We start from the raw sequence: 21,179 nt of genomic DNA, 5'->3' as shown, positions 1-21,179 counted from the left end.
CGTCTGTCCAGAGCTGGGGCCGCCCGGACCGATCCATCCCGACATGCGCCGATCAGCCTGCTTCGCGGAGATCATTTCGCCGAGAAAACCTCACTCGCCTACCACCGACAGTCCAGCGTCTGTACACAAATTCCGCGAAGAATGCCGAGACGCCTGGATCCGACATGCAATCGGCCAAGGCCTACTCTCCGAGAAAAGAAAACGCGGTGACCGGTTCCGCCCGCACCGCAGCCAGGTCAGCAACGGCGACGGCACCGTTGTCCGCCCGCCCTCAGACAAAACGGAAGAGCACACGGAAGACAAGAAGACCGGCGAGATTCGCTATCACCGCGTCGACCAGGACGCCGGAATCCAGATGGAAGGCGATGACAACATCGTCTACGGCAAGAAGATCGTCGCATTCTCCGTACGTCAGGAAGCGAAGTGCCACAGCCGCTTCATCCTCAACGCCGACAACGCCCACCACCGATCTCCCGAACAAGTAGAGCGCGAAGAAGAAGCCGCCACCGCCGTCCACCTCACTCACGAGATCCTGGACCGCGCCCCTGGAGTCATCGCCGCCAGCTATGACACCGCATGGCGCGGAAAACACCGCGCACCACTGATCCGCAGAGGCCTCATCGTCTTCACCCGCCAGCACGGCGGAATCAAGCCCTACCCGCTCACTGAGTACGAGTGCAAGTGCAAGAACAAATGCAAGTGCCCGTACGAGAATTGCACGCACGATGTGTATGCCGCAATCGGCCGATCCCGCGAACGCCAGATAACCGTGGACGGCAAAACCATGTACACCCCGCTCCCCGTCCGGGAACTCCTCACCCGCGAAGGAAATCAGGCTGGCGCTTCTACCACTCCATCGAAATCCCCTGCCGTAACGGGCCCCACACCGAACTGATCGCGATCTACGAAACAGAAGAAGACGGCGCCACCGACCCCAGAACCAAGCGTATGAAATTCAGCCGCACCGAGCACCTCCGCCCGATCCCACCCGACACACACTACGGCGACCGACTCCTCGGCATGCGCCAGGACAGCGAGTCCTCGAACTCCACCCTCGACTACTCCCACTGGGACAAACGGATCCCCCTGTACGGAGCCGAGGGCGCACTCCTCGGCTACGCCTGGATGATCAACTCGATCGCCCTGGCCACGGCCGGCAGCCCCTGAGCCAGTCCCAGCCTTCGGCACCCTCAGCCACCGGCGGGCCTCACCCGCTACACTGACGCCAGTGCGCAGCCTCCACGGGCGGCGCGCTGCACGGCTCCAACGGAAGATCACAGGGACCTCGCGGACATAGCCGCAATTCCCACGCATTTTCCCACAGAGCCCCGCCTTCGTAGCTCAGGGGATAGAGCACCGCTCTCCTAAAGCGGGTGTCGCAGGTTCGAATCCTGCCGGGGGCACAGCGCAGATGGGAAACGCATTCCCGTCCGCACGACCGGCCCGCATCGCTCCTTCGGCGATGCGGGCCGTCGCGTCGATCGTGTCGCTGGTGAGCACCACCCGGCAGCGGGCGCTGTCGGTGCGCTTGTCGTAGTGGATCTGGAGTCTGAAGGCTTCGAACATTCGGCGGCGCATGGTGTCGGGGAGGTTCGCGATCTCGCACCGTCCGGCGGGCAGGGCGTCGATGAGTGCTGGGGCCTGCAGGGCGGGCGCTTTCTTCCGGTGGCTGGTGATCTCTGCTTCCTGGGCCTGGATCTGGTCATCGAGTTCGGCGACGCGCGTCTGGACTCCCTGGACGAACCGGCGGTCCGGGTTGTCGGCGAGTTCGAGTGCGTGGAACTGGCGCTCTCGTCGTTGTCTGAGGTCCGTCAGGGCGTCGTTGAGGGCCTTGTCCCGTTCCGCGTGCTGGCGTCCTTCGCGTTCGTCGGCCTCTGACAGCGCGGTTTCCAGCAGCTCCCGGCGGTCGGGGCCGAAGATCCGTTCGGCGAAGAAGTCGTGCAGGGGTTCCAGTAGGTACGCCTCCTTGATCCACAAGCTCTTGGGGTGGTCTGCGGGGATGTAGTCGGGTTTGGGGGCGCAGACGTAGAAGCTGCGTTCTCGTCGGGCCTTGCCGAACATGCGGCGCTCGCAGATGGCGCAGAACAGGAACGAGCGGAGTGCGTAGGTACGGGTGGCCTGGGGGTGGGCTGTGTTCGAGCCGGGCGCGCTGCGTGAGCGTTCGCGTTCCTGGGGCACGGTTCGGGCGCGGACGAAGGTTTCGAGGGAGCAGAGCGGGGGGTGGGTCGGTTGCGGTGACCATACCCAGTCCTCGATCGGGTTGACTTTGCCGCTGCGGGTCTTCATGGCTCGGCGGTTCCAGACCATGTGGCCGGTGTACTTCGGGTTGGTGAGGATGTCCCGGACGCTGGATTCGGTCCAGCGTCCGAGCCTTCGTGAGGGGTCGGGCGGGCAGGGTGGCGGGTTGACGGTCAGGTCTTCGTTGAGGTGGCCGGCGATGGCCTTGCAGCTGAGGCGTTCGACGACGCGCCATTCGAAGATCTTGCGTACGACGGGGGCGCCGAGCGGGTCGGGGATGAGGCGGGTCTTGGTCTTGCCCTCGCTGCGGCGGGCGGGGACGGGGTGGGGGATGCGGTCGGCGAGGTAGCCGTAGGGCGGCTTGCCGATGTTGTAGCCCTGGATGGTGTGCTCTTCGAAGCCGCCCCATGCCTTCTCCAGCATTTCCAGGACGTACCACTCGGCTACGCCCTGCTTGACGCGGCGAGTGAGGACCTGGGTGGCTGTCTTGAGGCGCGAGCCGGTGAAGCTGATCGGCTCGTCCGCCGCGAGCAGTGGTACGCCGGATGCTTCGAGGCGGTGCTCGATGAGGGTGCCGAAGTAGGTGCGGCGGGCGACGCGCTCGATGGACTCGCAGATGACGGCGTCGAAGTGCCGCTCACCGCTCTCGGCCACGGTGAGGAGGTCCTGGATGCCTCCGTCGCGTGGGACCGGAATGTCGAAGCGTTCATGGCCGCGCCCGTGGCCGCGTGCGGCAAGGTCCTTCCTCCCGGATTCGACGTCGTAGTAGAAACCGACGATGACGACTCCGGGCGGGAGCACCGACTGGCACGAGCGGACCTGCCGGGGAAGGGAGATGGTGGGGTCCTGCTTGTCCTCCGTCGAGGTGCGGCCGAGGAAGACCAGCCGGGTCAGCTTGGGCGATGTCCCGCTGGCGGATCCGGTCCCGCTGCGGGACCGGCCACGGGGGACAGCGGCGGCGAGGAGTTCTGCGGGGTGCCTGTCCGCCTCCGCTGCTGTGCGATCCATGTCACGACCTCCACCATGACCTGTCTCTGGAGCCTGCGGAGTGCGTCAGCTTCCTCGCCGGTGGCAAGTTGGATCTCGAACGTCACGTCAGGCGCCGGTGACCTGGGATTTTGACGTGGACCATAGCTCTGGGCGGGGGCAGAGCGGATCACCCCGTCCGGCGGAGCCACGCACGCGTCAGCGCTGTCCCGTTCTTCTCCCGGGGCCGTGCTGTGAGGGGACGTCATGACCGGCCCCTCTGCGGCGAGCGGTCATGAGGAATCCCGTCGAGGATCAGAAACTGCATGGCTCGGGCGGCTTGGTGCGGTTCAGTGCCTGTCACGGCGGCCCCTCCAGGCGCAGGTGCGGGAGCGGACACCCCCGGTACCGGCCGACGTGGCGGGCGTTCTGGCCGCGCGCGCCGATGTGGCTCGGCAGGGTGGCGGCGTCGCGGCGGGTTGTCCCGGGCGGGTGAAGACCAGGACGTCCTCGTGCTGGATGACGGCGAGGGGGATGCCCTGGCGGCGGGCGTCGCGGACGTTCTTCATCTGGAAGAACGAGGGGCGGGTGATCAGGCGGCCGTCGCGGATGCCCGCGAGGAGGGCGGCGCAGCGTTCGGTGGGGGTGAGTCCGGCGGCCTGGCCGGCGGCGAGGACGGCGGAGGGCAGGTCGATGAGTTCGCCGCGCTCGCGCCAAGGGCGGGTGGTGACGACCACGGTGCCGCCGGGGCGCAGGACGTGCCGGCACTGGGTGAGGATCTCGGTGAAGGCTTCGAGGAGCCGGTCGGTGGAGACGTGGGCGAGGTTGGAGGGGTCGTGGCTGTAGCGGTAGTCCGTCTTGACGACGCCGCGTTCGCCGGTCTCGCGGGTGGAGCGGACCTGTCCGTGCACGGAGTTCCCGTACGGGGGTGAGGTGACCACGAGACCGACCTTGCCGTGGAGGGCGGTGGGGATGAGGTGGGTGAGCCGGCGGGCGTCGCCGCAGTGCACCGTTCCGGTGCCGGTGCCGCCTTCCCCGGTGGCGGAGACTGTGTTGAGGGCGGCGAGTTTCGCCCACTTGGGTTCGTACTCGATGCCGAGGGCGTTGCGGCCGAGGTGGATGGCTTCGACGAGGGTGGTGCCGATGCCGCACATCGGGTCGAGGACGAGGTCGCCGGGTCGGGTGTAGGCGGTAATGGCGTGGGCGGCGATCCGCGGGAGCATTTTGGCGGGGTGGGCGGCCGATCCGGGAAGGTAGCGGCCCTTGCGCTGGGCCGGGGCGGAGGTGGGTGCGGTGTTCCACACCGAGTGTGAGGAAGGCACGGCGGTATCTCCTCTCGTGTCTCGTGGCGGGGGTCTATGCGTGGCGGATCGCGGACAGGACGGTCAGGTCGCAGTGCGCGACGCCCCGGCAGATGTCCGGGGGTGTGGCGGGTACGAGGCGGTCGCCGGCCGGGTGGCCGTAGGCGACCACGATGTGCTGGAGGTAGCGGAATCCGGCGGTGCGGGCGGAGGCAATCAGGGTGCCGAGGGGGTCGGTGAGGCGTCCAGCCTTCCGGCGCTGGCGGGTGGCCAGCAGCAGGAGCCCGTCCTCGGGCAGGAGCCGGTGAACGCGGTGGAAGAAACCGGGCCAGGCGTCCTCGGAGCTGCCGGGCAGCTCGCTTCCTGCGGACGGCAGGTCGCCGGTGGGGACGGGGAGGGCGTCCGGGTGGAGTTCGGCCAGGAGGACCGGCCACCGTTTCGCAGTGTCGTCATCGCCATCGTCGGCGGGGGTGGTGAAGGGGGCGGTGGGGATGCGGGCGTCCATGCCCGGTGCCGTGTCCCGGATCGCGATCTTGAGGAGCGGGACGGGCCGGTCCCCGGGGCGGCCGACGAGTTCGGTGCGGATCTTGTCGATGGCCCAGGCGGGCAGGACCGCACCGGGGATGGGGGCGGTGCTGGACTCGTCCGGGCCTGGGAGCCAGATGGTCGCCGGAAGCGGGAGAGCGTTACGGGCGGTGGAGTGTGGCATGGCTGGGTGGCGCCCGGGACTGGAGGGTCCGGCCGTGCTCGTGCTGACGTGAAGTAATAGGGAATCACCGGCCGGGCTTTGCCATTGCCTGGAATGTGTTCGATCTCTTCAATCTCGTGGAACGGTCGCTCCACAGGCAGGGTGGCGCACACGCTTCTCCTCACTGCGGTTTCGTGTTTGCGCAGGTTGTCTCGTGTGCGAGCCAGTCGCGCGCCACCTGCGAGCCACTACCGGGCCACTGCTGGGCCGTCAGAGGTGACCGTGCTCCGGGGAGTTCATGCCGGAGCAAAGAATTTCCGTGTTCGATTCGCCTGGGTCCGTCTGAGGCGTCTCTCCAGTCCGTCAGGACAGAGCCAGCAGCGGGCCATCGCACAGGCCGGACCATTCGACCGCAGGCGGCACGACACTGGCGTGCGGGTGGGCCGCTCATGGCACGTGGGCCTGGGAGGGGTGGCGGCGGAAGTTGTCCGCACCGCTCACGGGAGATGCGCCATGCACGACCGTCACCACGCCCACCGCCCCACCGGCCGTCCGCACAGCACCCTTCGTTCCCCGCTCGGGGAGCTGGAGCAGGCATTCCTTGCTATCGCCCGCGGTACGGCGGAACCGCTCACCTTCCCCGCGCATCTGGTGTGCGACGAACCCGACCGTGCAGCCTGGCCGGTCGACCGGGTCCGCACTCACCTCGCGCACCCCTCCACCCGCGCCGAACTCCGCGATCAGACCTGGCGTGAGATCGTCCGGCGCGCCCGCGAGCTGGGCGAACCGTGGGACATGGTCGCCGTGTCCATGACCGTGCCGGTGCTGCGCCGGATGCTCGCCCGGCTGGCCCGCCCCGCCCATCTGGAGCGCGCCGAGGTCGAGCAGGAAGCATTGGCCGCCGTCGCCACAGCCCTGCACATCCTGGACCCAGGCGCGGAGCGGCTGGACCGGGAGCTGTTCAGTGCGGCCGACCGGGCCGTGCACCGGCTGGTGTACGCCGCCCGCCGCCGCGCCACCCGGGAGACCGGCCCGACTGCAGCTCCTCTCGACCAGCTGTGCTCGGCGTCGCAGGCGGACCATGGTGAGCCGGTGGACGAGTTGACGGTGCTGGCCCAGGCGGTGCAGGCCCGTGTGGTCGGTGTGGCCGAGGCGCGGCTGATCGCCCGTACGCGCCTTGATGGCGAGCCCATGGGCCGGCTTGCGGCGGAGCGCGGGGTGAGTGTGCGTCAGCTCTACCGGCACCGCAGCGCCGCCGAACAGCACTTGGCCGCACATCTGCGACACCGGCTGCTGGTCCGGTAGGGCGTCCGACCGGGGGATCTTCGGTGGCGGGATGTCAATTCCCGCCACCGAAGTCTCTATTCACGAATGACGGCGGCCCAGCCCGGCTTCGGACCGGGCCGCCCGTTCTGGTCCGGGGCGGCTGCCGATGCCCCGGGCCGGGACGCCGCACGGTGTGGGGTGAGCGCGACCGTCTCGTGCTGACACCCGAGAAACCCCTCCCGCCGCAACCCCCGCAAGGAGGTCGGCCCCGGGTCCAGGGTTCTGTTCACCCCATGCCTGCGTCTCGTACGCCCCCTGGGGTGGACCTGTCTCCTGCCCCCTTTTTCTGTCCTGCTCTTTGTGTGCCCGTTGGAGGTGTGCTGCCATGCCCGCGAGGCTCCGTCGGCCGTACCGGCCGCAGGTCCGGCCGCTCGGCCGCTGGTTGTTCCGGCTGGGGTTCATCTCGGCCTTCACCGCATTGGTCCTGCTGACGGACTCGCCTCACGTATGGGCGGTCGCGGACATCCCCACTGTCATTACGAACCTGCGGAACTGGATCGTCGGCCTCCTCGCCGGGCTCGCCACGCTGTTCCTCACCTTCGGCGGGCTGCGCTACCTGATGGCCGGCGGTGATCCCGGCGAAGTCGAGGCCGCCAAGCGGGCGTTGAAAGCTGCGGCCACCGGCTACGGGCTGGCGATCCTGGCCCCGGTGATCGTGACGGTGCTGCAGGGCATCGTCGGTGCGGGCGGGGGCGGGCAGTGACGCGCGCCCGGCGCCTGGGACGCGCCCTGCCGCTGCTGTTCCTGACTGCCCTCGTGCTGGTCCCGCTCGCCCAGCCAGGTTCCGCGCACGCCGTGAGCAGGGCTGCCGTGGCCCCGGCGGCCCCTGATCCGCCTCAGCCCGAACCGCGGCCCGCGCCCGGGCCTGCGGCTCCCTCCCTAGAGCCAGAGCCTGGGCCGAGGCTGGATCCCGCGCCGGGCCCCGCCCCCGCTCCGGGCCGCTCCGCACCAGAACCGGAACGGCCGTCCTCCCCCGAGCCGACGCCGGGGCCCAGCCCTTCGGCGTGCGAGGCCACCGGTGTCGGATGCGACAAGGCAACCGGCTGGGGCCTTCTCGACGTCCCCGGCATGATCGTGAACGCGATCACCTCGTTCCTCGGCATGCTGATCGAGCAGATCATGAAGCCGGTCCGCGAGTTCCTCGCCGACACCCTGCTGGCCACACCGGACGTCACCCGGCACGCCGACATCAAGCGGCTGTGGACCGCCATGCTGGGGATCACCGCCGGGATCTACGTGCTGTTCGTGACCGCGGGCGGCATCACGGTCATGGGTTACGAGACGGTGCAGACCCGCTACGCGTTGCAGCAGATCGCCCCACGCCTGCTGGTGGGCATGGTCGCGGCGGCCACCTCGCTGACGGTGATGGGCAAGGCGATCGGCCTGTCCAACGCCCTCGCCCACGCGATCATGGCCACCGACCTGTCGGACGCCGGGCAGGGCATGGTCGAACGCGTCCTGCCCTTCGCCCTGTTCGGCGCCCCGGGGCTGAAGCTGTACCTGCTGATCCTGGCGATCGTGATGATCGTGCTGGTGCTGGCGGTGCTGACCGGCTTCCTGGTGCGTGTCGCGGTGATGGCGCTGCTGGCCGTGGCTGCGCCCCTGATGCTGGCGTGTCACGCTCATCCGCTGACTGATCCGGTCGCCCGCCTGTGGTGGCGTGCGCTGGCCGGGTGCATGGTCATCCAGGTCGCCCAGTCGATGACGTTCGTTCTCGCCCTGAAACTGTTCTTCGCCCCCGGCGCCACCACTCTGGGCATTCCCAAGTCCGACCAGCTGGGCACGATGCTCGCCGGAGTGGCCCTGTTCTGGGTGCTGTTCAAGATTCCCGGCTGGACCCTACAGGTCGTCCTGCGTGGCACACCGATCCACAACCCGCACGCCCCGACCGGTGTGCGGATACTCAAGCACCTGGCGATGTACCGGCTCATGGACCACTACCTGCCGGGCATGAGCCGGCTGCGCCGCCACCCCGGCGGCGGAGGGGGCACCGGATTGGGCCCGGGCCGTGGCGGACCCGGCGGTGGCGGCCGTCCAGGAAGGGGCAGGGGCGGGCCCGGTGGGGGCCGACCGCCCGCCGCCCCACCCGGGCATGGCGGCGTGCGCGGCCGGGGCCTGGCCCTGCTCGCCCGCGGCAGAGCGACCTTGGTCCGTCCTCCCGGTGGCCGCCCGGGGGCAGCGGGTCAACCCGCCCCCGGCGCACCAGCCGGGCCAGGCAGGCGCCGTGCCGGCGGCGCCGGCACACATCCGGTCCCCGCCGCGGCCGATGCTGCCGGCGCCGCTGGCCGACCGCGCCGGACTCCCCAGCGCCGTGGGCCCGGCGCGGCTCCCCCCGTCCGTACGCCGAGAGGTCCCCGCGCTGTGATCCATCCCGCCCGGGCCCGCCGGATCCGGCAAATGGCCCTGCCCGTGACCACCGGGCGGAGCCCCACCCGGCAGGCGAGGTCCACCCAGCTGTGGCTGCCGATCCGCGCCGAGCGCGCACCCGCCCCGCCACCCGCGGCCCGCGCTCCCGGCGCCACGCCGCCGCCCCTGACCCGGCCTGCCCCGGTGCCCCGTGCGCGTCAGCTGGCCTTGCCGATTCCCGCCCGCCGTGTCCGTGTCCGCCCACCGCGCCCCATGCAGTTGCGCCTGCCCCTCGAACCACCCCGGAGGTGAATCCCGCATGTACCAGTCCCAGTCCGAAGAGACAGCGGACGCTCCATACGCCACTCGCATCCCCGCAGACATCTCCCGCCCCGACCGCCTTCTGGGACCTTTCACCGCCAGACAGACGGCCATCCTCGCTGCTGCCGCGCTCGTGTTGTACGGCGGCTGGTGGGCCTCACGCCCCTTCATGACGCCGCTCGCGTACGTGGTCCTCGTCATTCCGGTCGCCGGGGCGGTGGCCGCCCTCGTACTCGGCCGTCGGGAGAGCATCGGTCTGGATCACTTCCTGCTCTCCGCGCTCGCCCATGCCCGCGCGCCGAAACGCCGGGTGCACGCCCCCGAGGGAGTTCCGCCGTTGCCGGCCGTCATTCCTGGCCGCTGGGCCACAGCCGCAGATCCGCCTCCGGCCGCGATGCGCATGCCATACGACGGCATCACGTCTGAAGGGGTGCTCGGCCTGGACCGGGAGGGAAAGGCGGCCCTGGCGACGTGCTCCACGGTCAACTTCGAGCTGCGCTCGGCGGGCGAGCAGCAGGCCCTGACCGCTGCGTTCGCGCGCTGGCTCAACTCCCTGACCGGCCCGACCCAGTTGCTGGTGCGCTGCCACCGCATCGATCTGGCCCCGCTCGCCGACACCCTGCAGCACGATGCCGCCGCGCTGCCGCACCCCGCGTTGGAGGGGGCCGCCCGCGCGCACGCCGACTTCCTCACCGACCTCGCCGCCGGCGGCAACCTGCTCGGTCGGCAGATCGTGCTGGTCGCCCGCGAAGAGGCCGCGGCACCCGGCATGCGAGGCCACACGGGCGAAGGACGAGTACGTCAGCGGGTGGCCGAGGCCGCCCGTGCACTCACCGCCGCCGAGATCACCGTCACCGCGCTGGACGCCGAGCAGAGCGCCGAGCTGGTCAGCGCGGCCTGCAACCCCGACACCCCCGCCCCGCCCGAGGACGGACCGGAAGGAGATCTCGTATGACCCGGCTCCGCTTCAGCCCCCGTGACACCGCTGCCGATGCCCGGACCGTGGACGGCGCCCGCCTGCTGGATGTGGCCGGCCCCGAGGCCATCGAGGTGCACGCCCGCGCTCTGGCCATCGGTGCGCACCTGGCCACCACGCTGGTGGTCACCGGCTACCCGGCCGAGGTCACCCCCGGCTGGCTCGCCCCCTTGCTGAACTTCCCCGGCCACCTCGACATCGCCCTGCACATCGAGCCCGTCCCCAACCCGGTCGCCGCCGCCGGGCTGAAGAAGCAGCGCGCCCGCCTGGAGTCCGGCCGCCGCACCGGTTTCGACAAAGGGCACCTGGACGACCCGGAGATCGAGGCCGCCGCGGCGGACGCCGCCGAGCTCGCGTACCGCATCGCCCGCGGCGAGGGCAAACTCTTCCACGTCGCCCTCTACCTGACCGTGCACGCCCCGGACGAGGACACCCTCTCCGAGCAGGCCGCCGCGGTACGGGCGATCGCCGAATCGCTGCTCATGACCGTCGCCCCCACCACCTACCGGGCCCTTCCGGGCTGGCTGGCCACCCTCCCCCTCGGCATCGACACCCTGAAGATCCGCCGCACCTTCGACACCGCCGCGCTCGCCGCCTGCTTCCCCTTCACCAGCCCCGACCTGCCCGCCGCCACCGACGGGGACGGGACCGTGTCCGGGGTGCTGTACGGGCTGAACGCGGTCTCCGGGGCTCCTGTGGTGTGGGACCGCTTCGCGCAGGACAACTACAACTCCATCGCCCTGGCCCGCTCCGGCGCCGGCAAGTCGTACCTGACCAAACTGGAGCTGCTCAGGTTGCTGTTCACCGGCGTCACGGCCTCGGTGATCGACCCGGAAAACGAGTACACCCGGCTCGCCGAAACCGTCGGCGGCCACGTCATCGCCCTCGGCGCCGACGGCGTCCGCCTCAACCCCTTCGACCTCCCGGCAGCGACCGACGGCGGTGACGACGTCCTGACACGGCGCGTACTGTTCCTGCACACCTTCCTCGCCGTCCTGCTGACCAGTGACCTGACCGCAGCCGAGAAGGCGGTGCTGGACCGGGCCATCCTCGCCACCTACACACACGCCGGGATCACCACAGACCACCGCACCTGGCAGCGCACCCCGCCCACCCTCACCGACCTCACCACCATCCTGGCCGAGGACGGAAACGAGACGGCACACGATCTCGCAGGCCGGCTCGCTCCCTTCACCACCGGTTCACATTCAACGCTGTTCAACGGCCACAGCACCGCCTCCACCACCGGGCATCTCGTCGTGTTCGCCCTGCGTCAGCTCCCGGAAGAGGTCAAGGCGCCGGCCATGCTGCTCGCGCTGGACGCGATCTGGCGGCAGGTCACCCACCGCTCGCACGCCGGCCGACACCTGGTCGTGGTGGACGAGGCGTGGCTGCTGATGCGCGACGGCGCCGGTGCCGGCTTCCTCTTCCGCATGGCCAAGGCCGCCCGCAAATACTGGACCGGCCTGGCCGTGGTCACCCAGGACGCCGATGACGTCCTCGCCTCCCCACTGGGGCGGGCCATCGTCTCCAACGCGGCCACCCAGATCCTGCTCCGCCAGGCCCCGCAAGCCATCGACACCATCAGCGAGAACTTCCACCTCTGCCACGGCGAACGGGAGTTCCTGCTCTCTGCGACCCGCGGCGAGGCCCTGCTGCTGACCGGCGACCGCCGCCACAAAGTCGCCCTCATCAGCGTTGCCGCACCCGGCGAACACGAAGTGATCACTACGGATCCGGGCGAACTCGCCACCCAGCACGCAGACGACGGCTTCGAGCCCGATGGCAGCTACGCCGATCGGGCCGTCGCAGACGATGAGTGGACGCTGTGACGGCGCACGGCCGGCTCGCCGCCGTCCAGCCACAGGGATGGCTGGTGGACTTCCTCAGCCACCCGGAGTCCTTCAACATGACGGTGCTCACCACGGCTGCGGACTGGTGCGCGGCGTCCGCACCCATCCTGCTCCCCGCAGCCCTCGCATCCACAGCCTGTGGATACGCCGTCCGGCGCCGGCTCCTGCGCTTGCGCCAGCAACGCCTCGCTGACGGCGCCCACTGGGTGGAGCTCCTGGCTCCACCCCAGGCCGCCCCCAAAGGCGGGGAAGTCCTGTGGGCCCAGCTGTCCGGGCTCCTACGACCATGGTGGCGCCGGATCACCACCGGCCAGCCGCACCTCGCCTTCGAATACACCTGGTCCCACACCGGCCTGCGCATCCGCCTGTGGGTCCCCGGCACCGTACCGATCGGCCTCGTACGCCGTGCAGTAGAAGCCGCCTGGCCCGGCGCCCACACCCGCGTCACACAGCCAGGCCCTCTGCTGCCGAGTGGGCACGAGATGACCGCCGGCCGGCTCCGGCTGGCCCGCCCCGACGTCCTGCCTCTGCGCACCGATCACCCCACCGACCCGCTGCGCGCGCTCCTGCAGGCCGCGACCGGCATGTCCGAGGACGAGTCCGCCTGCGTGCAGATTCTGGCCCGCCCAGCCACCGGCGGTGCGCTGCGGCGGGCCCGCCGCCAGGCCCGCAGGCTGAAGGCAGGGCAGACATCTGCCCGGCTGCCCGCCCTGGCCGCGTTCCTCCTCCATCGCGCCCAGCCCGCCACCACCGGCAAACAGGATCCCGAACACGCCACCGCTGTACGGCAGTCGGCCGCCAAGCTCTCCGGATCCCAGTGGCAGTGCACACTCACCTACGCCGCCACCTGCAGCCCCGGCGCGGAGCGCGCCCAAGACGTGGCACGCGGCCGGGCCCACGCGCTCGCCTCCGCCTTCGGCCTGTACGCCGACCGCAACCATCTCGTCCGCACCCGCCTGCGTCACCCCGAACCGCACCTGAGTACCCGGCAGTTCCCGCCCGCGCGCCCTGCCCTGCTGTCCGTGCCGGAACTCGCCACCCTGGCCCACCTCCCCGCCGACGCGGACGCACCGGGCGTCCAGCGGGCCGGCGCCCGCTCCGTCCTGCCCCCGCCCTCCATCCCCGAACCGGCACCCGGTAACGGCGTCAAGCCCCTTGGCCGTTCGGACACCGGCGCCCGTCGCGGGGTCGGGCTCGCGGTCGCCGACGCCCGTCACCACCTCCATGTCATGGGCGCGACGGGCTGCGGCAAGTCCACACTGATCGCGAACCTCGTCCTGGACGACGTACGCCAGCACCGTGGCGTCATCGTCATCGACCCCAAAGGCGACCTGGTCACCGACCTCCTGGACCGACTGCCGGACACGTGCGCCGACCGGCTGGTCCTCATCGACCCCGACGACCCGCACACCCCACCCTGCCTGAATGTGCTGGACGGCGCGGACATCGATGTCGTCGTGGACAACCTCACCGGCATCTTCCGCCGGATCTTCACCGCCTTCTGGGGCCCACGCACCGACGACGTGATGCGCGCCGCCTGCCTGACCCTCCTCAAACACCGCGAACGCACCCGCCAGCTGGTCACCCTCGCCGACGTCCCCCGCCTCCTCAGCGAGTCCGCCTACCGGCTGCGCATCATCCCCGCGCTCAAGGACCCGGTCCTGCGCGGCTTCTGGGACTGGTACGAGTCCATGTCCGAACCCTCGCGAGCGGCCGTGGTCGGCCCGGTGATGAACAAACTGCGGGCCTTCCTGCTGCGCGACTTCGCCCGCCGCGCCATCGCCGCCGGCCCCTCGACCTTCGACCTCGCCAGCGTGCTCGACGGCGGCATCCTGCTCGCCCGCCTGCCCAAAGGAGCCCTCGGCGAGGAGACCGCCCGGCTGCTGGGCTCCTTCATCGTCGCCGGCACCTGGCAAGCGGCTGCGGCCCGCGCCCGCACCCCCGAACACTCCCGGATCGACGCCACGCTCAGCATCGACGAGGCCCACAACTTCCTGACCCTGCCGTATCCGCTGGAGGACATGCTCGCCGAGGCACGCGGCTACCGCCTGTCCATGCTGCTGGCCCACCAGCACCTCGCCCAGCTCCCCCGCGACCTGCGCGAAGGCATCTCCGCCAACGCCCGCAACAAGGTCTTCTTCAACGCCTCCCCGGAAGACGCAGGCGCGCTGGAACGGCACACGCTCCCCACCCTGGCCGCGCACGACCTCGCCCACCTCGGCCCCTACCAGGCCGCCGCCCACCTGCTGACCGGCGGCGCGGAATCCGCCGCCTTCACCCTCACCACCCGCCCCCTGCCGCCCCCAGTGCCCAGCCGGGCCAAAGACCTGCGCGCGGCAGCCGGCGGCCGCACCGGACCACGCCCGGCCACCCGCCCCTGAAACACACCCTCCCCCCTCCTCTCCTCGCATTCCTGGTGGTGACCCGTCATGCCCGCACTCCCACGCCCCGCCATCGGCCCCGGCTCCCGCTACACCGCCCGTGCCTCCACCACCCGCCCACGCCCCGTCCGGCACACCGACATCGCCGCGCTCTCCCGCACTCTCACCGCCCGCGACCTCTGGCTGACGCGGATGCTCCACGAACACCGCGTCCTGACCACCCACCAGATCGCCGCACTCGCCTACACCTCCCTGCGCTCCGCCCAGCGCCGCCTGCGTACCCTGCACCAGCACGCCGTCCTCGACTCCTTCCGCCCCCTGACCCAGACCGGCTCCGCCCCCGAGCACTACACCCTCGGCCCCGCCGGCGCCGCCGTCCTCGCCGCCCACACCGGATGCGACCCCACCGACCTCGGCTGGCGCCCCAGCCACACCGGACGCATCGCCTACTCCCCCTCCCTCGGCCACGACCTCGGCGTCAACGAACTCCTCGCCCGTCTCACCGCCCACGGCCGCATCACCGCCACAGCCGGGCTGCCGCTCTGGCTGTCCGAGCGGTCCTGTGCCCGCCGCTGGGGCGACATCATCCGGCCCGACGCCTACGCCCACTGGCACGACGGTGATCAAGTTTTGCCGTTCTTCCTGGAATACGACACCGGCAGCCAGCCCCTCGCACGCGTCGAGGCAAAACTCACCGGCTACGCCGCCTTCGCCACCTCAGCGAACGCCCGCCCGGCCCTCCTCATCCACACCCGCACCGCCTCCCGCGACCAAGCCGTCCGCCGCCGCCTCGCCACCCCCGCCCGCCAGCTGGACCTGAACATCGCCACCTCCTCCGCGGACTTCACCACCACCGAACCCTGGGGCCCCTGGTGGAGCCCGCTCGGGACCGGGGACACCCGTCGCACCACCCTCGCCAGGCTCGCCGCCCGCTGGCCCCGGCTCGGTCCGGCTGCCGAACTGGAACCCACCGACGCCGACACAGCCCTCACCCTCCCCGTGCCCCCGCTCCCACCCACGCACGAGGCAAGCTCGTGAGCTCCCTTCTCGCCAAGACCGCCGGAGGCATCGGCTGCGCAGTCCTCGCCCTGCCGATGCTGGCCGCCCTCGCCACCGCCGCCCTGCTCGGCGGGCTTTCCTCCGGCGGCAGCATGGCGGCCTCGCCGAGCAAGCATGCGCTGGCGGACATCCCCGCCTACATGCTCGCCCTCTACCAGCGCGCGGCACCCGAATGTCCCGGCATGCCCTGGACGATCCTCGCCGCGATCGGGAAAGTCGAGACCGACCACGCGCGCCACCCCACCATGGTGTCTTCGGCGGGAGCAGTCGGGCCCATGCAGTTCCTGCCATCCACGTTCAAGGCATACGCCTACCCAGTACCGCCCGGTGGGAAAGAGCCGCCCACACCGTGGGACCCGGTCGACGCCGTCTACGCCGCAGCCCGATTACTGTGCGCCAACGGCGCGAAGAACGGCACCAACCTGCGGCGCGCGATCTGGCACTACAACCACGACGACACCTACGTGAACCAGGTCCTCAAGATCGCCGACACGTACGCAGCCGCTGTATCTGCCCCAACCGAGGCTGCGGCCAAAGCCGTTGCTTTCGCCCGCGCCCAGCTCGGCACCCCGTACGTATGGGGCGGCAACGGACCGGCCGACGGCGGATTCGACTGCTCCGGCCTGACCCAGGCCGCCTACCGCGCCGCCGGCATCACCATCCCCCGCGTCGCCCAAGCCCAGTACGACGCCGGCCCCCGCCTTCCGAAGGGCGCGCAACTACTCCCCGGCGACCTGCTGTTCTTCGGCACCAGCCCCCGCACCATCACCCACGTCTCCCTCTACACCGGCACCGGCCAGGCCATCGACGCCCCACACCCCGGAGCCGTCGTACGCCAGAGCCCAGCGAACACCGACTCCCCGTCCTTCCAAGGAGCGACACGACCCTCACTGCAGGACCAAGACGGCGGTACCCGGTGAAGCAGATCGCCGGCCGTGAGGCCATCAACCTGCTGCGCACCATGACCTGGGTCCTGTGCACGGTCGGAATCCTGGCCCTGGTCTTCACCACGGTCAACGTCACCCGCTTCGCCACCAGCCGCAACATCCCCCTCCCCATCGCCGTCCTCCTCGACCCCATGATCGGCACCGCACTCGCCAGCGTCCTGTACGTGGACGCACGCCTCGCCTCCTGGAGCATCAGCCCGCCCGCCTGGTCCACCACCCTGCGCTGGAGCGCCGGATGCACCGCCGCCCTCATGAACTCCTGGGACAGCCTGTGGCCCGACGGACAGATCGGCTGGCCCCACCAGGCCGATCCGGCAGCCGTGCTACTGCACCTGACTCCGGCCCTGCTCCTGATCGCCCTGACGGAAACGATCGCCGCCTACCGACGGACCGTCACCGACCTCACGGACCGGATCGACACTGCCGATCCTCCCGAGCAGCACTCCCCGCCCACCCTCAGCACGCCCCGATCGCCCCAAGAGAGCACCGATCCCACAACCAGCCATCCCGATCCCCCGACCGCCCTGCCCCCAAAGCACCGAATCAGTCCCGAACCCGCCTCGATCAACACCCCCACCGCCACCGGCATCGGCCACAACCGGCCTCACACGGGCGACGACACACCCCATCACCCCCCGCTGGCGCCCGGTCCCCCACCAGCCGACAACACGGCGGCAGACGCCGACGTGTGGCCACGCGCCGTCGCACTGCACGAAGCAGCCCGCACCGCCACCGGCAACCCAGTCAGCATCTGGCGGCTACGCACCGATCTCCGCATCGGGCCACGGCGCGCCCACCGGATCCGCGAACAGCTCCTGGCCCGGGATCACAACCCACCACCCTCGACCGATTGAGCCGCCCGCCCGCCACCCGATCCGTCCCGCTCCGAGACCGATCAGATCCGATACAGGGGATCTGAACTCCGCTCGCCGATCGGCACACCACTGACACACAGCACCCGCCCAACGGGCTTACCACCGCTCTGAGCTGGTCCGATCCGGGAATGATCGGCGCACTTGACTTCCCGCCGGAGCGGAGCGTCCATGGTCGTGGCCGACAAACCCGGCGGGCCCACGGGGATCCGTGAACCCGCCCGTTGCACGGCCATGTCCGCCCGGGAGACACGCGATGCGCACGCGCCCGGCAGACACCCGCGACCCGCGCCCGTGCGGTTCCGCCCCGGCCGGAGACCTCACTCACCCGACATCCGACGGAATCGAGGTTCCCCCATGTCCGACACCACGACCGACGACACTCGTACATTGCACGCCGTGCCCGACTCCGAAGCGCTGGCCGGCCTGACCGGCACGCCCGCCGCCGTCCACGCCGAACTGGTCAAACTCACCGGCGACGACGGGGCCACAGCCTCCGAACTCGCCCTCGCCGCCGGCCTGGGCCGCTCCACCACCGGCAAGGCCCTGGTCACCCTGGAGGAACACGGCCTGGCCCTCCGCACCCCCGGCGGCCACGACGGCCCCCGCCGCACCCCCGACCGCTGGCGCGCCGCGCCCACCGGCCAGAACACCACCAAGGAAGCCGAGAGCAACCAGGAAGCCGTGAACGCCGAGCCGACCGACTCCACCGCCAACGCCCCAAAGCCGAGCGCCAACAACACGGACAGCGAGAACGCCCCGGCCAATGAGGCCACACCGAACATCTCCGCCGAGTCGGACGATGACGGGGCAGACACCGCCAGCGTGCCGGTAACCTACGCAGCCCCTCATACCCCGACGCCAGACGCCGAGCAGAGCGAAGACAGCACCAACGCAGACGGCGCGCATCACGCAGAGGACAACGGCAGCGCGGACGCCAAGGACACCCCTGTCCCGCCGACCGACCCCGAGCAGCCGATGACGGCACCGGTGGAGGTGAACGCCCTGCCGGGCGGAAAGAAGCGGCTCGCGCCCGGAGCACTGCGCCAGATGGTCATCGACCACCTGTCGGCGCACCCCGGCGAGGCGTTCACGGCCACGGGCATCAGCCGCGTGATCGAGAAATCCTCGGGCGCCATCGCCAACGCCCTGGACAAGCTGGTCAAGCAGAACATCGCCGAGCAGGTGAGCGACCGGCCGCGCACCTACCGCCTGGCCACACCGCAGGCCGACGCGTAGCCGACCAGAACGACGCGCCGAACCGGACTGGTTCCCACAGGGATTGGGAACCAGTCCGGCTGCTGTGCGAGCCTTCCACACCAAACGGGCGGCGACATGGAAGGGCAGGGTTCGGTGGCGGAGTGGCTGAGCATGTCGGCGGCCACCGCCGTGTACGCGGCGTACTGGGCCCGGCGCTCCGCACACGGTACCTTCACGCACACGGCGTACGAGCTGACGCGCACCCCGGGCACGAACACCGGGCCCCTTGGGCTGGTCATCCCCCGGTGGACGTCAGCGACTCCTTGCCCCATGCCACCAGGGACGAGTGCACATACCCGGCGACTCCGGTGCGCTTCATCGTGACCTTCACCCATGTGCCCTCGCCCTCGCCCAGCCGTGCGCGGTGCAGGTGTCTCCCCTGTACGCGGTGCCGAGTCCCTTCGCGGACTTGCGGGGCTTGACGCGCACCGTCGCCGAAGACCCGGTGATACGGCAGAAGTCCCGCTTGAGGGCCACCGATGCGGCCGAGACATGCACCGGCTCGGCGGCGATCGCGGGAAGCGACATTGCGAGTAGCGAGACACCGAGCATGCCCGTGAGGAACAGCGAGGCGTGGCGGCGAGGCAACGGGCACTCCTTATCTGTGAGTTCAGCGACGTCAGCACTGAAGATTGCTACGAAACTCGCACTCTTCATTCCACTTTGCTCCATTTGGAAGCATATTCCGCTGGTTCAGGTGATATAGAACTGCTTCGCGCACACACCGGTAGTTACAGGAGGCACCCGGTGGGGCGTTCACGCCCAGTCCGCCGACCCATGACCACGGCGCCCAGCGTCGCGGTGCGTTCAGATTGACCGAAGGAGCAGGAGATGGCCCCGTCTCGCGTCCGCAGCCGTCTGCGCCCCGCCGTCGCCGGGCTTCTGGGCTCGGTTGCCCTCTGCGGGGGCCTCGCCCCGGCGACCCCGGCAGGGGCCCAGCCCCAGAACCGGGCCGAACCGACGCACTGCAAGATCAAGATCACCGGCAAGAAGGTGGCCGTACGCAGGCCGGAAGGCAACACCAAGGTCGCCCAACCCGACTCCCCCATCGTCCGCTATGTCCACCGCGGCGACGTGATCCGGAACAACTTCTGCCTCATCGCCCTCGGCCGCACCAACAGCGGTCCGCTCTACCACAAGTGCGACAAAGACGGCTGGAACTGGTACATCGTCGTCGGCGGACAGGTTCCGGTGACCTGCGCGAAACGTGTTTGATTGCGCCAGATGCAACATGACACAGAGTTGGGAAAGCGCGCTTTAGGCAGGTAGGCCGGTGACCCATTCAAGGTGCACGTTGCCTGATCGGCTGCGTGACCTGCGGGGCAGCGCACCACCTCAACGATGATGCATCTGATGCAACAGGAGATGTGCGAGTTAGAAGTCGCGCGGATAGGTCAGGGTCGTCGGGCAGGGCAGGCATCCCACCGGTAGGCCCGCCCAGGCCCGGCGTAGCAGCCTGCGGATCACGATGACCGCGCTCGCCAGCGTCACCCACGCGTCCTGCACCACCGCACGTCGGTCGGTCACGATCGCTAACGCCTTGAACCCCCGGTTGTGCCAGGAGTTGGTCCGCTCGATCACCCACCGGTGGGTGTGGTTGATCGGCACGAACTGCCCCTTCGGGGTGATCCGTCCAGCGCAGCCCAGCTCTTCCAGCAGCGCCCGAGTGGGTTGTGAGTCGTAGCCGGCGTCCAGGTGCACTGTGATCGACGGTGGCAAATGGAACCTGAATAGGCGCAGGGTCTCCAGGGTGGGGCGCAACAGCGGCGAGTCGTTGCGGTTCGCGCCAGCCAGGACCCACCCCACGGCAAGCCCCCGCCGTCGACCAGCACCGCTTCAGACCGCTCTTGCCTCGGTCCACCGGACTGCGCCCGGTGTTCTGGCCACCGCCAGGGGCTTTCACGATGCAACCGTCCACCACAAGATTCTCAAGCTCGAGGCCGATGGCCTCGTCGTATGCCTCGAGCGCCAGCCGGTGCAGCCGCTCGAAGAGGCCATTGGCGATCCGCTCATCCCGCCGAGCTCTCATCGTGGTTGCCGAGCAGGTGTGGTCGGCATGCTGCTGGTAGGTGCCTCCGAGCACGAGGCGGGCCAGGAGCTTGTCGAACACGACCCGGTCGGGGATGCGGGGACGGTGGCAGCCCAATGAGGCCCGTGCATCGTGAAACGTGCAGGTGAGGTGGGCTGGTGTGCGGGTGGGTTGCCGTGCTCGTGCTGGTCGGCGGCGGGTGTCCAGGGTGAAGATCGTCTGCCCTGTCGGCTGAGGCGGTTCCCGGGTTCCGCTGCGCTCGTCGCGGGACCGCTCCTACGATCCGTGACCGGGGCGGTACAGGGTGAGATCGCGGAAGGGTGAAGGGTATGGGAGACCTGGAGCAGATCACCGCTCGTCGCAGTGAACTGGATGCGCTCGCCGAGGAGTTGGCCAAGCAGCTGCAGGAGGTCCGGGCCGAGCGGGAGGAACTGCTGGTCGCCGAGCGGGTCCTGAACCGGCTGGCCGAGCAGGACCGGGCCGAAGCGGAGACAGCCGTGGTCGCCTCCCCGGTGCCTGCCCGGGTGGCGGGAAGGGCGTTCCTGCTGATCCCGCACCGCGGCGAGGGCCTTGACGAGGCCGCGCTGCCCGGCGACTACCGCAAGGTGCTGGCGAT

At 70.2% G+C, this 21,179-nt stretch carries 17 protein-coding genes, 1 tRNA gene and 4 pseudogenes; 17 read left to right on the top strand and 5 right to left on the bottom strand.

The window, feature by feature from the left end:
- The 4 genes and pseudogenes from ACWEKM_RS40295 to ACWEKM_RS40280 form a co-directional block, all read left to right on the top strand.
- A pseudogene (locus ACWEKM_RS40295) lies at positions 1-895 on the top strand (hypothetical protein); the annotation flags it as partial.
- A 53-nt stretch (positions 896-948) separates the two neighbouring features.
- Positions 949-1,167: a hypothetical protein gene (locus ACWEKM_RS40290; RefSeq protein WP_451626263.1), complete on the top strand. Its 219-nt coding sequence runs from the start codon at positions 949-951 to the stop codon at positions 1,165-1,167.
- Between the two features lie 163 nt (positions 1,168-1,330).
- Positions 1,331-1,403, top strand: a tRNA-Arg gene (locus ACWEKM_RS40285).
- A gap of 133 nt (positions 1,404-1,536) precedes the next feature.
- Complete coding sequence (locus tag ACWEKM_RS40280) at positions 1,537-1,878, top strand: hypothetical protein (protein ID WP_451626262.1); 342 nt, start codon at positions 1,537-1,539, stop codon at positions 1,876-1,878.
- 354 nt (positions 1,879-2,232) lie between these two features.
- On the opposite strand, the pseudogene ACWEKM_RS40275 reads toward ACWEKM_RS40280, so the two are convergent.
- Positions 2,233-2,439, bottom strand: a pseudogene (locus tag ACWEKM_RS40275) (recombinase family protein); the annotation flags it as partial.
- On the opposite strand from ACWEKM_RS40275, the gene ACWEKM_RS40270 reads away from it, so the two are divergent.
- Positions 2,428-3,360: a hypothetical protein gene (locus ACWEKM_RS40270; protein WP_451626261.1), complete on the top strand. Its 933-nt coding sequence runs from the start codon at positions 2,428-2,430 to the stop codon at positions 3,358-3,360. The pseudogene ACWEKM_RS40275 and the gene ACWEKM_RS40270 sit on opposite strands and share 12 nt — an antisense overlap.
- A gap of 194 nt (positions 3,361-3,554) precedes the next feature.
- On the opposite strand, the gene ACWEKM_RS40265 is transcribed toward ACWEKM_RS40270, so the two are convergent.
- Together ACWEKM_RS40265 and ACWEKM_RS40260 are read right to left on the bottom strand one after the other, a co-directional pair.
- Positions 3,555-4,526 (bottom strand): TRM11 family SAM-dependent methyltransferase, encoded by a 972-nt coding sequence (locus ACWEKM_RS40265; RefSeq protein WP_451626260.1) that lies wholly within the window; start codon positions 4,524-4,526, stop codon positions 3,555-3,557.
- A gap of 34 nt (positions 4,527-4,560) precedes the next feature.
- Positions 4,561-5,214: a hypothetical protein gene (locus tag ACWEKM_RS40260; protein ID WP_451626259.1), complete on the bottom strand. Its 654-nt coding sequence runs from the start codon at positions 5,212-5,214 to the stop codon at positions 4,561-4,563.
- A 492-nt stretch (positions 5,215-5,706) separates the two neighbouring features.
- On the opposite strand from ACWEKM_RS40260, the gene ACWEKM_RS40255 reads away from it, so the two are divergent.
- From ACWEKM_RS40255 to ACWEKM_RS40210, 10 genes are all read left to right on the top strand, one after another.
- A complete protein-coding gene (locus tag ACWEKM_RS40255; RefSeq protein ID WP_451626258.1) occupies positions 5,707-6,498 on the top strand; it encodes a hypothetical protein in 792 nt (263 codons plus the stop codon).
- A gap of 346 nt (positions 6,499-6,844) precedes the next feature.
- Complete coding sequence (locus tag ACWEKM_RS40250) at positions 6,845-7,222, top strand: pilin (RefSeq protein ID WP_451626257.1); 378 nt, start codon at positions 6,845-6,847, stop codon at positions 7,220-7,222.
- Between the two features lie 365 nt (positions 7,223-7,587).
- On the top strand, positions 7,588-9,177 hold the full coding sequence (locus ACWEKM_RS40245; protein ID WP_451626256.1) for a hypothetical protein: 1,590 nt from the start codon (positions 7,588-7,590) through the stop codon (positions 9,175-9,177).
- A gap of 7 nt (positions 9,178-9,184) precedes the next feature.
- A complete protein-coding gene (locus tag ACWEKM_RS40240; RefSeq protein ID WP_451626255.1) occupies positions 9,185-10,141 on the top strand; it encodes a PrgI family protein in 957 nt (318 codons plus the stop codon).
- The gene (locus ACWEKM_RS40235; RefSeq protein WP_451626254.1) at positions 10,138-11,994 is read left to right on the top strand and encodes a VirB4 family type IV secretion system protein; all 1,857 of its coding nucleotides are present in this window, start codon (positions 10,138-10,140) and stop codon (positions 11,992-11,994) included. Before ACWEKM_RS40240 ends, ACWEKM_RS40235 begins: the two co-directional genes overlap by 4 nt.
- The gene (locus ACWEKM_RS40230; RefSeq protein ID WP_451626253.1) at positions 11,991-14,396 is read left to right on the top strand and encodes a type IV secretory system conjugative DNA transfer family protein; all 2,406 of its coding nucleotides are present in this window, start codon (positions 11,991-11,993) and stop codon (positions 14,394-14,396) included. The genes ACWEKM_RS40235 and ACWEKM_RS40230 overlap by 4 nt, the downstream gene beginning before the upstream one ends.
- Before the next feature lie 48 nt (positions 14,397-14,444).
- The gene (locus ACWEKM_RS40225; protein WP_451626252.1) at positions 14,445-15,434 is read left to right on the top strand and encodes a replication-relaxation family protein; all 990 of its coding nucleotides are present in this window, start codon (positions 14,445-14,447) and stop codon (positions 15,432-15,434) included.
- Positions 15,431-16,375 (top strand): C40 family peptidase, encoded by a 945-nt coding sequence (locus ACWEKM_RS40220; RefSeq protein ID WP_451626251.1) that lies wholly within the window; start codon positions 15,431-15,433, stop codon positions 16,373-16,375. Before ACWEKM_RS40225 ends, ACWEKM_RS40220 begins: the two co-directional genes overlap by 4 nt.
- A complete protein-coding gene (locus tag ACWEKM_RS40215) occupies positions 16,372-17,256 on the top strand; it encodes an extensin (protein WP_451626250.1) in 885 nt (294 codons plus the stop codon). The genes ACWEKM_RS40220 and ACWEKM_RS40215 overlap by 4 nt, the downstream gene beginning before the upstream one ends.
- A gap of 375 nt (positions 17,257-17,631) precedes the next feature.
- Complete coding sequence (locus tag ACWEKM_RS40210; RefSeq protein ID WP_451626249.1) at positions 17,632-18,513, top strand: hypothetical protein; 882 nt, start codon at positions 17,632-17,634, stop codon at positions 18,511-18,513.
- 348 nt (positions 18,514-18,861) lie between these two features.
- Here the strand turns inward: ACWEKM_RS40210 and ACWEKM_RS40205 are convergent, their stop codons facing one another.
- A complete protein-coding gene (locus ACWEKM_RS40205; RefSeq protein WP_451626248.1) occupies positions 18,862-19,122 on the bottom strand; it encodes a hypothetical protein in 261 nt (86 codons plus the stop codon).
- Positions 19,123-19,365: 243 nt separating this feature from the next.
- On the opposite strand from ACWEKM_RS40205, the gene ACWEKM_RS40200 reads away from it, so the two are divergent.
- Positions 19,366-19,749, top strand: a complete 384-nt coding sequence (locus ACWEKM_RS40200; protein WP_451626247.1) for a hypothetical protein — start codon at positions 19,366-19,368, stop codon at positions 19,747-19,749.
- Positions 19,750-19,928: 179 nt separating this feature from the next.
- On the opposite strand, the pseudogene ACWEKM_RS40195 reads toward ACWEKM_RS40200, so the two are convergent.
- Positions 19,929-20,680, bottom strand: a pseudogene (locus ACWEKM_RS40195) (IS5 family transposase); the annotation flags it as partial.
- Positions 20,681-20,892: 212 nt separating this feature from the next.
- On the opposite strand from ACWEKM_RS40195, the pseudogene ACWEKM_RS40190 reads away from it, so the two are divergent.
- A pseudogene (locus tag ACWEKM_RS40190) lies at positions 20,893-21,179 on the top strand (hypothetical protein); the annotation flags it as partial.

The sequence above is a fragment of the Streptomyces sp. NPDC004752 genome (assembly GCF_053601275.1).
This window is presented reverse-complemented; position numbering and strand designations above follow the sequence as displayed.